Genomic DNA, 15,548 nt, shown 5'->3' with positions numbered 1-15,548 from the left:
TGGCCGGCCCTTGGCGGCACGGCGGCAATTCCGGGGGTCCCTTCATGGCCGTGCGTGCGCGCACTTCGCTGCTTTCCTTGCCGTTGCTGACACTCGCCATGGCGATGCCGGGTGTCGCCCATGCCCAGCAGGCGGAGCCGCGGAAGGATGCCGAAGGTTCCGAGGAAATCGTCGTCACCGCGGCGCGCACGGTGCTCCCGCCCAACGCGCTGCCGCTCACCATCGACGTGATCGACAAGCAGCGGCTCGACCAGCAGATCGCGATTTCGGGCTCGGTGACCGATGCGGTGGCGAACCTCACCCCGTCCTTCTCGCCGACGCGCCAGAAGCTGTCCGGGGCGGGGGAGACGCTGCGCGGGCGCTCGCCGCTCTATGCGATCAACGGCATCCCGCAATCGACGCCGATGCGCGACGGCAGCCGCGACGGCTTCACCATCGACGGTTTCTTCGTCGACCGGGTCGAGCTGATCTACGGCTCGAACGCGCTGCAGGGGATCGGCGGCACCGGCGGCATCGTCAACCAGGTGACGGTGGGCGCGCCGAAAACGGACGGGATCAGCGGGCGGGTGCTGTTGCAGGGCACTGCCGACAACGACTTCGCCAGCGACGGCATCGGCGGCAAGGCGGCGGGGCTGGTGCAGTGGAAATCGGGTCGGTTCGATGCAAGCTTCGGCGCGGCATATGAGAAGCGCGGCGTCTTCTATGACGGCGACGGGCGCCGTGTCGGGCTGAACCTCACTCAGGGCGAGACGCAGGATTCGACCACGGTCTCGCTGTTCTCGCGCATCGGCTATCAGCTGGGCGACACCGGGCGGATCGACCTGATCGCGAGCCGTTTCGAGCTGAAGGGCGGGGGCAACTACATCGCCGTCCCGGGCAACCGCGCCACCGGCCTGCCGACCAGCGCGATCCGCGGCGATGCCCCGGGCAAGCCGGCGGCGAGCCGCACCGAGAGCATGGCGCTGACCTATACCGACACGGCGCTGGGCGGCGGCAATTTCGTCGGCCAGATCTTCTTCAACCGCACGCATGACCGGTTCGGCGGCGAGATCGCGCCGATCGCGACCTTCCAGGACCCGAAGCTCGACCCGACCGAGAAGCTCTTCGACCAGTCCGAGAACCGTTCGCGCAAGCTGGGCGCCAAGCTGAGCTACGAGCGCGCGGTGCCCGGCTTCGAGGCGCTGACCGCCACGATCGGCTTCGACGCGCTGGTCGACAAGACCGAGCAGCGGCTGATCGCCACCAACCGGGTGTGGGTGCCGCCCAGCGATTTCCGCAGCCTCGCGCCCTTCGCCCAGGCGAACCTCAAGCTCTTCGGCGGCAAGCTGCGCCTGGCCGGCGGCGCGCGCTACGAGAATGTCGAGATCAGGATCGACGATTATCACACGCTTGCCTCGACCACCTATGTCGCGCCCAACAAGGCGACCTATGGCGGTGTCGCGGTTTCGGGCGGCAAGCCGAAATTCGAGGACCTGCTGTTCAACGGCGGTGTGATCGTGGAGCCGCTGCCGGGGATCCGCGCCTATGCGAGCTATGCCGAGGGCTTCACCGTGCCCGACATCGGCCGCATCACCCGGGCGATCAAGGTGACCGGCGTCGACCTGGACCATTATCTCGACATCTCGCCGATCGTCTCGAACAACCGCGAGATCGGCGTGGAAGTGAAGCGCGGTCCGCTCGACGGCTCGGTCACCTATTTCTGGTCGTCGAGCGACAAGGGACAGCTGCTCATCGCGCGGGCGGGCGGCATCTTCGACGTGCAGCGCCAGCGGGTGGAGATCCAGGGGCTCGAGGTCAATCTGGGCGTGAAGCTGCCGGTGCCGGGGCTGAAGGCGAGCATCGGCTATGCGCATCTGAACGGACGCTACGATGCCGACACGGTGCCCGACGGCAAGGTCGATACCGACCTCGACGGCACCAACATCTCGCCGGATCGCATCAACCTTGCGGCAGACTATCAGACGGGGCCGTTCAGCGCGCGCGTGCAGACGCAATTCTATCTGGCCCGCCGCTTCGACGGTAAGGCGCGCACGATCGACGACGCCAATCCGCTGCACCCTCAAAAGCTCTACATGAACGATTTCGGCGGCTATGTGCTGACGGACGCCTATGTCCGCTACCAGACCGGGCTCGGCGGGCTGAGCCTCAGCGTCACCAACCTCTTCGACAAGATGTACATCGACTACAGCTCCGACACCCGCCTGCCCAACGACAATACGGTGTTCTATGCGGGGCGCGGGCGCACCTTCACGCTGGCCTGGGACTATCGCTTCTGATGCGGCGCGGCGTGATGCAGTGGCTCGACCTGATCCATCGCTGGACCGGCGGGGTGCTTGGCCTGGTGCTGGCGATCATGGGGCTGACCGGAGCGATCCTGGTCCATGAGGAGAGCTGGCTCGCGCTCACCCTGCCGCATGCGGCGGATATGCGGGTGGCGGACGACGGCGCGATCGCGGAGACCACGGCGAAGCTGATGGCGGCCGAGCCGGCCACGCAGAGCATCCTCTATGCCGACGACCGGTTCGGGCTGCACCAGCTGCGCCTGGCCAAGGGCGCGGGCGCCTATGCCGATCAGGCGGGCAATGTGGTGACGCGCTGGGACAGCCAGTGGAGCCGGCCGGAGTTGTGGCTCTTCGATCTGCACCATCATCTCTTCACCGGCGACACGGGCGAGACGGTGATCGGCATCGCGGGGCTGGCGGCGATATTGTTCGTGATCACCGGCACGATCCTGTGGTGGCGGACCCGCCGGACGTTCAAGTTCCGGCTATGGCCCAAACGGCTGAGCCGGCCGATGATCGTGATGCAGCATCGCGACCTGGGGATCGTGATGGCGCCCTTGCTGCTGCTCTCGGCGGTGACCGGCACCATGATGATCTTCAAGCCCTTCGCGGCGCTCATCACCATGCCCTTCTCCTCGCCGGCGGCCGATGCGGCGGCGATGAAGCCACCCAAGGGGAAGAGCGGGCCGCTCGCGGCGCATCCCGATTGGCGGGCGATCGTGGGCGCGGCGCATGCGCGTTTCCCCGACGCGCAGATCCGCATCCTCTCGCTGCCGCGCAAGGCGGGCGACCCGATCCTGGTGCGGATGCGGCGCGCGGGCGAATGGCTGCCCAATGGCCGCTCGAACATCTGGTTCGATGCCGCCGACGGGCACGTGCTGGGATCGATCGACGCGCTGGCGCTGCCCAGGGGCGCGCAGATTTTCAACGGTGCCTATCCGGTGCATGCGGCCAAGGTGGGCGGGCTGCTCTACCGGCTGCTGCTCACCGCATCGGGGCTGGCGATGCTGCTGCTCGGCAGCCTGGCGGTGTGGAGCTTCTGGTTCAAGCGGCCCAAGGCGAAGAAGGTCCGCAAGCCGGCCTAGGCGCGGCTCCCCATTGCGGAGCGCAGGCGATGCCGCTAAGGGCGGCGTGTCGGAAAAGGCAGACTTGGTTTGGTAAGCCCAAGTCCTTTCGGTAACGAAAGCTCTGGTCTTTGGCCTCGCGCCGGGATCCCCGCGACGAACATCGGACGCCGATCGGCGCTCCGTGGTTCGTCCGTGTGGTGCTCGGTCCCGAGAAACGCTCCGGTCGAACAATGACCAGGAGTAGTTATGACCGACCGCCTTCCTTCCCTTCATGACATAGTCATCGCCGGTGCCGGCCCCGTCGGCCTGTTCCTCGCCTGCGAGCTGCGGCTGGCCGGCATCTCGGTGCTGGTGCTGGAGCAGGCCGAGGCGGCGAGCTCGCCCCTCAAGCGGCTGCCGTTCGGCCTGCGCGCGCTTTCGGTGCCGACGCTCGAGGCGCTCGATCGCCACGGGCTGCTCGAAGCAGTTGCCGCGATGCGCCCCGGGCAGCCCGGAGCGCATTGGGAGCAGCAGGCGCGTCGCCCCGCGGGGCATTTTGCGGGCATCCAGTTCTTCCATGACGACATCGACGCCGCGAAATGGCCCTATCGCCTGCCGAGCCCGGCAGGGACCAGCCTGGCGGTGGAGATGGAAGCGCTGGAGGCCGTGCTTACCGAGCGCGCAGGCGCGATGGGCGCCGAGATCCGGCGCGGCGCGGGCGTCGAGGATTTCGAGGAGACCGGCGAGGAAGTGCGTGTCCGCGCCGGCGGGGAATGGTTCCGCGCGCGCTGGCTGGTGGGGTGCGATGGCGGGCGCAGCGCGATGCGCAAGCTGGGCGGCTTCGCCTTTGCGGGCACGGATCCGGAATTCACCGGCTATTCGGCCGAGGTCGAGCTGGTCGATCCCGAGGCGTTGCCGGCGGGGCGCCATTATACGGCGACCGGCATGTACAGCTTCGCCCGGCCCGGGACGATCGCGATGGTCGAGTTCGACGGCGGCGCCTTCCATCGCACGCAGCCGATCACGCGCGCGCATGTGGAGGCGGTGCTGCGCCGCGTATCCGGCATCGATGTCGAGCTTGCGGAGCTGCGCCTTGCCACCACCTGGACGGATCGCGCGTATCAGGCGGCGACCTATCGCGAGGGACGCGTGCTGCTGGCCGGCGACGCGGCGCATGTCCATTCGCCGCTGGGCGGGCAGGGGCTCAACCTGGGCATCGGGGACGCCGTCAATCTGGGCTGGAAACTGGCGGCCACGATCCGCGGCGACGCGCCGGAGGGGCTGCTCGACAGCTATCAGGCGGAGCGGCATCCGGTGGGAGCGCGGGTGCTCGACTGGTCGCGTGCCCAGGTCGCGCTGATGCGGCCGACTCCGGCCACGCGGGCGCTGGAAGCCATCATCCGCGACCTGATCGAGACGCGCGACGGCGCCACCTATTTCGCTGAGCGCGTCTGGGGTGTCACGCTGCGCTACGATCTGGGCGGCGGGCATCCGCTGGTGGGGCGCAGCGTGCCCGATTTCGCGCTGGCCGACGGGAGGCGGGCCGGCGCGTTGCTGCGTGAAGGCAAGGGGTTGCTGCTCGACTTCGATCCTGCCGCGCCGCTGCGCGGACCGGCCGGGCACTGGGAAGCGCGGATCGCCTATGTCGCGGCCAAGGTCGAGGACGGGCTGGGCCTCCGTGCGGTGCTGGTGCGGCCCGACGGCTTTGTCGCCTGGGCGAGCGATGGCGCGCCGGATGCGGAGGGCGTGACGCAGGCGATGTCGCGCTGGTTCGGCGCGGCCGGCTAGCCGGACCGGCCGGCCGCTTGCCGGGAAATCACCCGGCCAGCACGGAATCGTCGAACAGGCCGAACGCGATCGTCGAGGCGTAGAAGGCCACGGCGCGTTCGCGCGGCATGGTGCTGGCCCATTTGCGCATGTCGAACGCGGCGTTCTGGAGGGCCATCAGCGTCTGCGAGGCGACGAGGGGGTCGATCGCGCGGATCGAGCCCTGGGCAATGCCGTCCGACAGCATGCCGGCGAAGCGGCGGGCGATGCGGTTCGAGCGGTCGATCATCGTCGAGCGGACCTGGGGCGGCAGGCCGGAGAGCGCCGTGGTGCGCAGCAAGGGGCCGCGCTCGCCGAACTGATAGTCGAGCAGCGCGGCGATCGTGCTCTCCAGCTGCTCCCAATGGGTGCCGCCGGCATTCTCGGCGAGGCGCTGGGCATCGGCGATGATGTCGAAGCTGCGCTTGTAGCAGGCGATCACCAGCTCGTCCTTGGCATCGAGATGGTGGTAGAAGCTGCCCTTGGTGACGTTGAGCTCCGACGCGATCTTCTGAACCGAGGCGCCGCGATAGCCGAGCTCGTTGATCAGGCGCGTGGCGGCGAGGAGGAAGGCCTCGCGGCCGGGCTCGGGCTCGTCATGCTCGAGATCCAGCATCGCGGGAGTCCAGGCCTGGCCCTGCGCGGCGATGCCGGTGCGGAACACGTCCATCAGCCGCGCCTCGACGCGTGGATACTCATCTACTTCGTAGCGCGGCAGCCAGGCGGTGAGCCAGAAGGTGTTCTCGAGCAGCACGTGCGCACGGGCGCCGTGGAGATCGGTCTCGGCGCGGCTGGCAGCCGGGCCCCAGAGCGCGCGCGTCTTGCGGAAGACGTCGCGCCAGCGATCGAGCAGCTCGCGCTTGATCGGGTCTTCCATCGCGCGCAGGTCGGAGAGGATGGCGAAGTCGCGCTCGGCGCCGCGGCGGATGCGGGCAAGCCGCTCCATGTTGATGTTGAGATAGCGCGCGACCCGGGCTTCGGGCGTGGGCTCCCGCGCGGCATCCTCGAGCATCGCTTCGAGCCGATCGAGCGTCTGCTCGAAGGCGGCGGCGGCAAGGTCTTCCTTGCGCTTGAAATAATAGGTTACGGACGTAGTGTTGAGGCCGACGCGGCGAGCCACGTCGGCGAAGGTCATCCCCTTGGCGCTCTGCTCGTTGATCGCGTCCGCGGCCGCGGCGAGGATTGCATCCCGCTTGGCCTGGAAGCGTTTCGTCGCGCTTGCGATTTCGACTTTCCCCGGTGCATTCATTGCAACCAGTCTAACGGATTTGGTGTGAAGCCAAAGCGTTTTTTCGAATCGCGGTTGTGCCGATTTTCGCGCCGGTCCGGCTTTACCGAATATCCGGTATGCTCTACTCCGGTCCGTGAAACTGAAATCGGAGAGGATGCGCCATGGATTTCACGCTGAGCGAGCGCGAGACCTATTTCCGTGACCGGGTGAAGGCGTTCATCGACACGCGCATCCGCCCCCGCGACGGCGAATACCATGCCCAGCAGAAGGAGGGCGATCGCTGGAAGGTGCTGCCGGTGATCGAGGAAGTGAAGGCCGAGGCCAAGGCTGCGGGGCTGTGGAATTTCTTCATGCCGCCGCATTCGGGCCAGGCCCATGTCGACGATAGCTTCGAGTTCCAGGGCACGCAGCTCACCAACCTCGAATATGCGCTGTGCGCGGAGGAAATGGGCCGGCTCGGCTGGGCGTCGGAATGCTTCAACTGCTCGGCGCCGGACACGGGCAACATGGAGGTGCTCCACCGCTACGGCACGCGGGCGCAGAAGGACCGGTGGCTGAAGCCGCTGATGGAAGGCGCGATCCGCTCGGCCTTCCTGATGACCGAGCCGGCGGTCGCGAGTTCGGACGCGACCAACATCCAGACCGGCATGGTGCGCGACGGCGACCATTATGTGATCAACGGGCGGAAATGGTGGAGTTCCGGCGTGGGCGACCCGCGCTGTGAAGTCTCGATCGTGATGGGCAAGACCGATACGGGCGCCGCCAAACATGCCCAGCAGAGCATGATCCTGGTGCCGATGGACGCCCCCGGCGTGAAGATCGAGCGGATGCTTTCGGTTTTCGGGTATGATCACGCCCCGCACGGGCACGGCGAAGTGGTTCTCGAGAATGTCCGGGTGCCGGTCGAGAATGTGCTGCTCGGCGAAGGGCGCGGCTTCGAGATCGCACAGGGGCGGCTGGGGCCGGGGCGCATCCACCATTGCATGCGGACCATCGGCGTCGCGGAAGAGGCGATCGAGGCGATGGCCAAGCGGCTCGTCAGCCGGGTGGCGTTCGGCAAGCGGATCTCCGACCACTCGATCTGGGAGCAGCGCATCGCCCGCGCGCGCATCGACATCGAGATGACGCGGCTGCTCTGCCTGAAGGCGGCGGACATGATGGACAAGGCGGGCAACAAGGCGGCGCAGCTGGAGATCGCGATGATCAAGGTGCAGGCGCCGCAGATGGCGCTGCAGATCATCGACGACGCGATCCAGGCGCATGGCGGCGCGGGCGTCTCGGGCGATTTCCACCTCGCGCACGACTGGGCGGGGATCCGGACGCTGCGCCTGGCCGATGGGCCGGACGAAGTCCATTGCCGGGCAATCGCGCGCAACGAGTTCGGGAAATATGCGGACTTCAAGGCGGATCGGGCTTCGAGCGGGGACATCGGGGCTAGCCGCTAGGTCTTCGCAAAACAGGCGGGGTGACGAAGAGGGAGTAGGATGAAAGCAGCCGTTCTCTACGAAGCGGGCAAGCCGCTCGAGATCACCGATGTCCGCATCTCCAGCCCGGGCCCGCGCGAGGTACTGATCCGCACCGCGGCGGTAGGCGTGTGCCGATCGGACCTGCACTTCGTCGACGGTGCGTTCCCGCACGCGATGCCGACGGTGCCGGGGCATGAGGCGGCCGGCGTGATCGAGGCAGTGGGCAGCGACGTCGCGCATCTGAAGGCGGGCGACCATGTCATCACCTTCTTCACCGTGTTCTGCGGCAGCTGCGAGATGTGCGTGACCGGGCGGCCGTCGCTCTGCATCGATCCGTCGACGCGGCGCCCGGCCGATGCCGAGCCGCGGCTGTCGCTCGGCGACGGCACCGCGCTGGCGCCGTTCCTCAACCTCTCCGCCTTTGCTGAACAGATGCTGGTGCACGAAAATGCGTGCGTCGCGATCTCGAAGGAGATGCCGCTGGATCGCGCCGCCTTGCTCGGCTGCGCGGTGATCACGGGCGCGGGTTCGGTGTTCAACGACAGCCGGGTGCGGCCGGGCGAGAGCGTCGCGGTGATCGGCGCCGGCGGGATCGGGCTCGCCGCGATCAACGCCGCCAAGATTGCCGGCGCGGGCACGATCCTGGCGATCGATCCGGTGGCGGAGAAGCGCGAACTGGCGCTCAGGCTCGGCGCCACCCATGCGCTGGACGCGGCAGCGGAGGGGCTGACCAAGGAGGTGCTCAAGCTGACCGGCGGCGGCGTCCATTATGCGATCGAGGCAGTCGGGCGGCCGAACACCGCCGAGCTCGCCTGGAACATCCTGCGCCGCGGCGGCACCGCCACGATCCTGGGGATGATCGCGCCGGGCAACAATGTCAGCCTGCCCGGGCCTACCTTCCTGACGGGCAAGAAGATCCAGGGCTCGCTGTTGGGGTCGACGCGCTTTCCGATCGACATGCCGCGGCTGGTGCAGATGTATCTCGACGGACTGCTCGACCTGGACACGATGGTCGCCGAGCGGATCCGGCTGAAGGATGTGAACGCGGCGCTGGACAAGCTGCGCAAGGGCGACAGCGTGCGTTCGGTGATCGAGTTCGCATGAGCGACCTGGACGAAGCCAAGCTGGGCGCCTGGCTGGCGGCGAACGTCACCGGGTTCGCCGGGCCGGCCACGGTGGAGAAATTCCCCGGCGGGCAGAGCAACCCGACCTATCGGATCGATGCGGCCAGCGGCGCCTATGTGCTGCGGCGCAAGCCGTTCGGGCCGATCCTGCCCTCGGCGCATGCCGTGGAGCGCGAATATGCGCTGATCGCGGCGCTGCATCCGACCGGCTTCCCGGTCGCGCGGCCCTATGGGCTATGCGAGGATCCCGAAGTGCTGGGCGCGCCTTTCTACATCATGGAAATGGTGGAGGGGCGGACGCTCTGGGACGGCGCGCTTCCCGGGATGGCGCCTGCGGACCGGACCGCGCACTACGAAGCGATCGTCGATACGCTCGCGGCACTGCACGCCATCGATTACGAGGCGGCCGGGCTTGGCGGCTATGGCAAGCCGGGCAATTATTTCGCGCGGCAGGTCGAGCGCTGGTCGAAACAATATCGGATGAGCCAGACCGACGATCTGCCCGAGATGGAGCAGTTGATCGCGTTCCTGCCGCGCACCGTTCCGGAGCAGACGCGAACCAGCATCGTCCATGGCGACTTCCGCATCGACAACATGATCTTCGCGCCCGAGGGTGCGAAGGTGCGCGCGGTGCTCGACTGGGAGCTGTCGACGCTCGGCGATCCGCTGGCGGACTTTTCCTATTTCCTGATGAGCTGGGTGACCGAGCCCGAGGGGCGTTCGGGCGTGAAAGGGCTCACCGGGCCGGAGACCGGGATTCCGACGATCGAGCAGATAGTCGCGCGCTACTGCGCGGCGACCGGGCGAGACGGGGTGCCCGATTTGAACTGGTATTTCGCCTATAATCTCTTCCGGCTCGCGGGGATCGTCCAGGGGATCAAGAAGCGGATGATCGACGGCAACGCGTCGAGCGCGCAGGCGGCGGCGACGGTGGAGCGGCTGCCGGGGCTGGTCGCGGCGGCATGGCATTTTGCGCGGGCGGCGGGCGCCTAGCCGCTATCCCGGCGCTTGGCGGGGAAGCGGCCGGGGTGACGGCGTGGCAGGAGAAATGGGATGAGCGGATTGTTCGACCTGACCGGCAAGGTGGCGATCGTCACCGGTTCCTCGCGCGGGATCGGCAAGGCTTCGGTCGAAGCGCTCGCCGCCCATGGCGCGAAGGTAGTGATATCGAGCCGCAAGCAGGATGCGTGCGACGCGGTGGCGGCGGAGCTCAACGCAAGGCACGGCGCGGGCACCGCGCTGGCGATGGCTGCGAGCATCTCGGACAAGGACGCGCTCCGGCACCTGGTCGAGGAGACCCGGCGTATCTTCGGGCAGATCGACGTGCTGGTCTGCAACGCTGCCTCCAATCCCTATTACGGGCCGCTCGAGGGCATCGCCGACGATCAGTTCCGCAAGATCCTGGACAACAACATCCTCTCCAATCACTGGCTGATCCAGCTGGTCGCGCCCGAGATGCGGGCGCGACGCGAGGGATCGATCGTGATCGTCTCTTCGATCGGCGGCCTGCGCGGATCGTCGGTGATCGGGGCGTATAACGTCTCCAAGGCGGCCGACCTGCAGCTCGCGCGCAACTATGCGGTGGAGTTGGGGCCGGACAATGTCCGGGTGAACTGCATCGCGCCGGGGCTGATCCGGACGGATTTCGCCCGCGCGCTTTGGGAAGATCCCGAGCGCGCTAGGGCGACCAACGCGACCACGCCGCTGCGCCGAATCGGCGAGCCGGAGGAGATTGCCGGCGCCGTGGTGTATCTCGCCAGCCGGGCCAGCGCGTTCATGACGGGACAGGCTATGGTGATCGATGGAGGGGTGACGATCTGATGCGGTTCACAGGCAAGGTAGCAATCGTCACCGGTGCCGGCTCGGGGATCGGGCGGGCGACGGCGCGGGCGTTCGCGGAAGCAGGCGCGATGGTGGTCGCGGCGGACCTGAGCGAAACGGTGAACGAGACCGTGGCGGGCCGGGAGAACCTGCTCGCGGTGCGGATGGATGCGGGCGACGAGGCCGATGTCGAGCGGCTGGTCGCCACTGCGGTCGAGCGCTTCGGCGGGCTCGACATCTTCCATGCCAATGCCGGCATCTCGGGCGGCGCTACCGGCATTTTCGACACGACGGTGGAATTGTGGACGGAAGTGCTGCGCGTGAACCTGATCGGCCCGGCCCTCGCGATCAAGCATGCGGGCCCGCGGATCGTGGAGCGGGGCGGCGGGGCCATTATCTGCACCGCGAGCGTGGCGGGGCTGCGATCGGGTGCGGGCGGGCCGGCCTATTCGGCGAGCAAGGCCGGCGTGATCAACCTGGTTCAGACCGCCGCCCAGCAGTTCGCGGGATCGGGCGTGCGCGTGAACGCGATCTGCCCGGGCCTGATCGAGACCGGCATGACGCAGCGGGCGTTCGACTATGCTCGCGAGATGGGCAAGGAAGACAAGCTCGGGCGGCTCAATCCGCTGCGCCGGGCGGGCGGGCCGGAAGAGATTGCCCGCGTGGCGCTCTTCCTCGCCAGCGAGGAAGCGAGCTATGTCAACGGCCAGGCCTGGGTGGTCGATGGCGGGCTCTCGTCGAGCCATCCGGTGACGCGGCAGGAATTCGGCAAGCCGGCCTTCTGATTGACTTGGGGCGGGCCACTCCGCACTCTCCCCGGCGACAGAGGGAGAGCGGGCATGAAATGGCTGTTGGCGGCATTCTCACTGATATCGGTCGCGCCGGCGTTCGCGCAACAGGCGGTCCAGACCGAGAGCATGCAGGAGATTGTGGTGACCGGCTCGCGCCGCGAGGCCGACGATTATTCGGACACCATGCCGATCATCACCCTGCGACGCACCGCCGACTTCGCGGTGCAGGAAGTCCGGGTTGCCGGCGATACGCGCGAGGCGGCGAAGCGCCGCGACGAAATCTATGCGATGATCCGGGGGGCGATCGGGCTGGCGCGCCAATATGACGTCGAACTGGCGACCGGCGAATATGTCGTCGAGCCGCTGACGCTGGCCAATTATCGGAACCTGCCGCTTTCGAACGACGGGCGGCCGGACACCGACAAGGCCGTGTTTCTCGTCAAGACGCGCCTCGCGCCCGGCATCGACGCCAAGACGGCGCTCGATCGGATCACCCGCTTCCTCAAGGCGGTGCCCAGCGTCGGCCGGGCGGAGATGACCGAGAAGGGTGACCTCACCCTGTCGGTGGTCAATCCCGACCAGTATCGCCCGCAGATCATCGGGCTGATCGCCGCGGACGCCGAGGCGACGGCGGCGAAGTTCGGCACGGGCTATGGCGTGGAAGTGCGTGGCCTGGATCGGCCGGTCGAATGGGCTCGGGCCAGCCTGACCGAAGTGTTCCTCTATCTGCCCAGCGCCTATGTGGTGCGGCCGAGGAACTAGGCCCTAGAGTTCCACGCTGCCGCTGAACATCGGCACGCAGCGGCCGGCGACGCTGGCGCGGATGCCTTCGGGCGTGCGCCAGGCGTGGACGGCGAGATTGCTCGGGCGGCCCATCTCCACGCCCTGGCGAACATCGTAGCGGGCGCTCGCCGCATCGCCGAGCGACAGCAACAGCGCGCCGAGCGTGGCGTTGGCGCTGCCGGTCGCCGGGTCTTCCCAGGTGCCGGTGAGCGGCGAGAACATGCGGGCGCGGACGCGATTGCCTTCGCGGGCATAGAGGAAGATCGAGAGGCGCGCGGCGCTGTCGCGTTCCGTGTCGGCGAGGCGCTGATAGGCGGCGATGTCCGGCCGGGCGAGGCCGAGCGCTTCCTCGGTCACTTCGACGAAGACGAAGTCGACGCCCAGGCTGGCACGGGTGGGGACATGGGTGGTGGTGACCAGGTCCGCCGCATCGAGGCCGAGACAGGCGGCGATCTCGGCCGCGGGGAGCGTGCCGAGCAGTTGGAGCGGCTGGGGTGCGCCGATCTCGGCACCCAGCGGGCAGCCCGCGGCGTCGCGCTCGATACGCACCTCGACCAGCCCGGCGATCTCCTCGAAGCGGAGCGTGTCGCCGGCATCGGGGCGCAGGCCGGCAAGGACGAAGCCGGTGCCGACATTGGGGTGGCCGGCAAAGGGCATCTCGGCCGTGCGGTGGAAGATGCGGACACGGGCGGTGTGGGCCGGATCGGCCGGGGGCAGGACGAAAGTCGTCTCGCTATAGTTCATCTCGGCGGCCAGGGCCTGCATCTCGGCATCGGTCATGCCCCGAGCATCGGTGAACACGGCGAGCGGGTTGCCGCCGAAGCGAGCCTCTGTGAACACGTCGAGCGTGACATAGGCGAAGTGGCGCGCGGTGGTTTCCATGCTCCGCGATCTAATGCTTCCTGGCTCAGGCGCAATTGGGATCGGCGACGGAATTGCCGGTGGCGCGGAACAGGCCGTCCTTGCCCTGGGCCACTTCGATCGGCTTCACGCTGAAATAGCTGCCGCCGTTCAGCGCGCGATCGAGGATGCAGAGCTTCATCGCCTTGTCGCTGCGATCGAGGATGCTGACGCGGAAGGTCCAGCTCTTGTCGGCGGCGTCGAGCACCGCGGCATTGCCGTCACGCACCACGCTGGTGAAGCCATAATCGGCGAAGGTGCGCAGCCCGTCCTTGCGGCGCGGGGCGGTGGAGTTGGGGAAGGAAGTGAGGTCGAGCCGGGCGGCGATCGCCACGGGATCGGCCGCATCGGCGGTCACCAGCGCCAGGTCCTGCGCGACCAGTGCCGCCAGCAGCATGCCGATTGCCATTTCCGAAACTCCCCACCATGGCGCCTCCGCTCCGAACGCCTGGGCGAGAGGAGGCGTTCCGGAGGTGGGCGATTCATATGTTCTTGATACGTTCGCACCGGGGCATTATCCAGGCCGGATAGGAGAAGGGGCATGGCACTGGAGGCAGGCGGCGTGGCATGTGGCGAAGACCTGTCCGCGTACCCGTTCGGCGATGCCGACCTGGCGGGGACGCGGTTCGAGAACTGCGTGCTGCGCGATGTCCGGCTGACGGGCACCTGCCTGCAGGATGCGCGGTTCCGCGATTGCCGGATCATTCGGTGCCGCTTCGCCAATGTCGATCTGCGCGATGCCGATTTCGAGAATTGCAGCTTCGCCGACGATGCCGGGCATGTCGGGGTTCAGTTCGCCTTCTCGCAGCTCGACCAGGCGCGGTTCGAGCGCTGCGATCTGTCCTTCGCCCGGATCGAGCGATCTAGCCTCCATGCCGGCGAGCTGCGGGGCTGCAACCTGCGGGGGGCCGTTTTCCAGAAAGTGGATTTCGGCCATGCGCTAGGGCGCCGGCTGGTGAAATGGGCCGGCACGATCGCCGATTGCAATCTGGAGCTCGCCGATCTGAGCGAGCTGCGCATGCCCGATTGCACGCTGACCGGCTCGCGGCTCCGCGAAGCGCTGCTGTTCGATGCCGAGCTGGAGGGGGCGGACCTGCGTGGCTGCGATTTCACCAATGCCCAGCTCGCCGGCGCGAAGCTTGGGCGGGCCGATCTGCGCGGGAGCGACCTGGCCGGGATGGTGCTGCGGGAGCTCGGCAGCGTCGAAGGAATGATGGTCTCCGCCGACCAGCAATTCGCCCTGCTGACAGCGCTGGGCGTCGACGTGCACCCCTAAGGGGGCTTAGTCCTTGACGCGGACGAGCCCCTCCTGCGCCACGCTTGCGACGAGGCGGCCGTCGCGCGCATAGATGCGGCCGCGGTTGAAGCCGCGCGCATGGCCGGCCCAGGGGCTGTCGGTGGTGTAGAGCAGCCACTCGTCGAAGCGGAACGGCTCGTGCAGCCACACGGCATGATCGAGGCTGGCGGTCTGCACCCCGCCGTTCATCCAGCTGACGCCATGTGGCAGCATGCAGGTGCCGAGCAGCGTCATGTCGGTGGCGTAGGTCAGCATCGCGCGGTGGAGCGCGGGATCGTCGGGCAAGGGCGCCACGACGCGGAACCAGCTGTGCTGGACGGGCTCGCTCTTCACCGGCTTGAACCAGTTGCGCGGATTGACCGGGCGGATCTCGATCGGGCGGGCGCGCAGGAAGAAGCGGCGGAACTTTTCCGGCACCTCGTCGCGGATCGCCTCGCGCAGGTCGCGCTCGGAGACGAGGCTGTCCGGATCGGGCACGTCGGGCATGTCGAACTGGTGGTGCAGACCCTCGGCGGGACGCTGGAAGCTCGCGGTCATGTTGAGGATGGGCTGGCCGCCCTGCATCGCGATGATCCGGCGATTGGCGAAGCTGCGCCCGTCGAAATCGCGCACGACGCGGTAGATGATCGGGTGGTTCTCATCGCCCGGCCGCATGAAATAGGCGTGAAGCGAATGGGCGAGCTTGTCGTCCTCGACCGAGCGCTGCGCCGCCTGGAGCGCCTGGGCGATCACCTGGCCGCCGAACACGCGGCCGACGCCGCCAGGCTGGCGGGGGCCGCGATACAGGTCGGTATCGATGCGCTCGACGTCGAGCAGCCGGGTGAGCTGGTCGACAAGGCCCTGGGGTTCGGTGGCGCGTTCGGAGATGTCGTCAGCCATTTGCACATTCACCGTCATCCCCGCGAAGGCGGGGATCCAGAGTCGCAGGGGACGTCGCCTTGTTATCCTGGATCCCCGCCTTCGCGGGGATGACGAAGGAGGGGGCGGAGATGCGGGAAGAG

14 protein-coding genes are annotated in these 15,548 nt (G+C 67.9%); 10 read left to right on the top strand and 4 right to left on the bottom strand.

From position 1 onward, the window contains the following. The first annotated feature begins 44 nt into the window (after positions 1–44). The 3 genes from FFS08_RS01355 to FFS08_RS01345 all read left to right on the top strand — a co-directional run bounded on the left by FFS08_RS01355 (position 45) and on the right by FFS08_RS01345 (position 5,116). Entirely contained in the window at positions 45–2,276 is a 2,232-nt protein-coding gene (locus tag FFS08_RS01355) for a TonB-dependent receptor (protein WP_137863980.1), read from the top strand. Between the two features lie 14 nt (positions 2,277–2,290). Then, entirely contained in the window at positions 2,291–3,367 is a 1,077-nt protein-coding gene (locus FFS08_RS01350; protein WP_137863979.1) for a PepSY-associated TM helix domain-containing protein, read from the top strand. Between the two features lie 228 nt (positions 3,368–3,595). Beyond that, entirely contained in the window at positions 3,596–5,116 is a 1,521-nt protein-coding gene (locus FFS08_RS01345; protein ID WP_137863978.1) for an FAD-dependent monooxygenase, read from the top strand. A 28-nt stretch (positions 5,117–5,144) separates the two neighbouring features. On the opposite strand, the gene FFS08_RS01340 is transcribed toward FFS08_RS01345, so the two are convergent. After that, a complete protein-coding gene (locus FFS08_RS01340) occupies positions 5,145–6,383 on the bottom strand; it encodes a TetR/AcrR family transcriptional regulator (protein WP_137863977.1) in 1,239 nt (412 codons plus the stop codon). A gap of 143 nt (positions 6,384–6,526) precedes the next feature. Here FFS08_RS01340 and FFS08_RS01335 point away from each other — a divergent pair, with 143 nt between their 5' ends. Genes FFS08_RS01335 through FFS08_RS01310 form a run of 6 tightly spaced genes read left to right on the top strand, consistent with a single transcriptional unit; the run spans position 6,527 to position 12,329 of the window. Next, entirely contained in the window at positions 6,527–7,810 is a 1,284-nt protein-coding gene (locus FFS08_RS01335) for an acyl-CoA dehydrogenase family protein (RefSeq protein WP_137863976.1), read from the top strand. 39 nt (positions 7,811–7,849) lie between these two features. Next, positions 7,850–8,935, top strand: coding sequence for a Zn-dependent alcohol dehydrogenase (locus tag FFS08_RS01330; RefSeq protein ID WP_137863975.1), 1,086 nt, complete (start codon positions 7,850–7,852; stop codon positions 8,933–8,935). Next, positions 8,932–9,948: a phosphotransferase family protein gene (locus tag FFS08_RS01325; protein WP_137863974.1), complete on the top strand. Its 1,017-nt coding sequence runs from the start codon at positions 8,932–8,934 to the stop codon at positions 9,946–9,948. Before FFS08_RS01330 ends, FFS08_RS01325 begins: the two co-directional genes overlap by 4 nt. Before the next feature lie 60 nt (positions 9,949–10,008). Continuing rightward, the gene (locus tag FFS08_RS01320) at positions 10,009–10,776 is read left to right on the top strand and encodes an SDR family oxidoreductase (RefSeq protein ID WP_137863973.1); all 768 of its coding nucleotides are present in this window, start codon (positions 10,009–10,011) and stop codon (positions 10,774–10,776) included. Further along, complete coding sequence (locus tag FFS08_RS01315; RefSeq protein ID WP_171012419.1) at positions 10,776–11,561, top strand: SDR family NAD(P)-dependent oxidoreductase; 786 nt, start codon at positions 10,776–10,778, stop codon at positions 11,559–11,561. Before FFS08_RS01320 ends, FFS08_RS01315 begins: the two co-directional genes overlap by 1 nt. Positions 11,562–11,615: 54 nt before the next feature. Then, positions 11,616–12,329 carry a TonB-dependent receptor gene (locus tag FFS08_RS01310; protein ID WP_137860974.1) on the top strand — a complete coding sequence of 238 codons (714 nt, stop codon included), beginning with the start codon at positions 11,616–11,618 and terminating at the stop codon, positions 12,327–12,329. 3 nt (positions 12,330–12,332) lie between these two features. Here the strand turns inward: FFS08_RS01310 and FFS08_RS01305 are convergent, their stop codons facing one another. Together FFS08_RS01305 and FFS08_RS23795 are read right to left on the bottom strand one after the other, a co-directional pair. Beyond that, positions 12,333–13,232, bottom strand: coding sequence for a PhzF family phenazine biosynthesis protein (locus FFS08_RS01305; protein ID WP_137860975.1), 900 nt, complete (start codon positions 13,230–13,232; stop codon positions 12,333–12,335). Positions 13,233–13,257: 25 nt separating this feature from the next. Continuing rightward, positions 13,258–13,659, bottom strand: a complete 402-nt coding sequence (locus FFS08_RS23795; protein ID WP_212741936.1) for a hypothetical protein — start codon at positions 13,657–13,659, stop codon at positions 13,258–13,260. A 132-nt stretch (positions 13,660–13,791) separates the two neighbouring features. Between FFS08_RS23795 and FFS08_RS01295 the strand changes: the two genes are divergently transcribed. Then, positions 13,792–14,526: a pentapeptide repeat-containing protein gene (locus FFS08_RS01295; RefSeq protein WP_137860976.1), complete on the top strand. Its 735-nt coding sequence runs from the start codon at positions 13,792–13,794 to the stop codon at positions 14,524–14,526. Between the two features lie 6 nt (positions 14,527–14,532). Here the strand turns inward: FFS08_RS01295 and FFS08_RS01290 are convergent, their stop codons facing one another. Continuing rightward, entirely contained in the window at positions 14,533–15,426 is an 894-nt protein-coding gene (locus FFS08_RS01290) for an acyl-CoA thioesterase (RefSeq protein ID WP_137860977.1), read from the bottom strand. Positions 15,427–15,548: the final 122 nt, after the last annotated feature.

The organism is Sphingomonas sp. 1F27F7B (assembly GCF_005503355.1).
GTDB lineage: Bacteria > Pseudomonadota > Alphaproteobacteria > Sphingomonadales > Sphingomonadaceae > Sphingomonas.
This window is presented reverse-complemented; position numbering and strand designations above follow the sequence as displayed.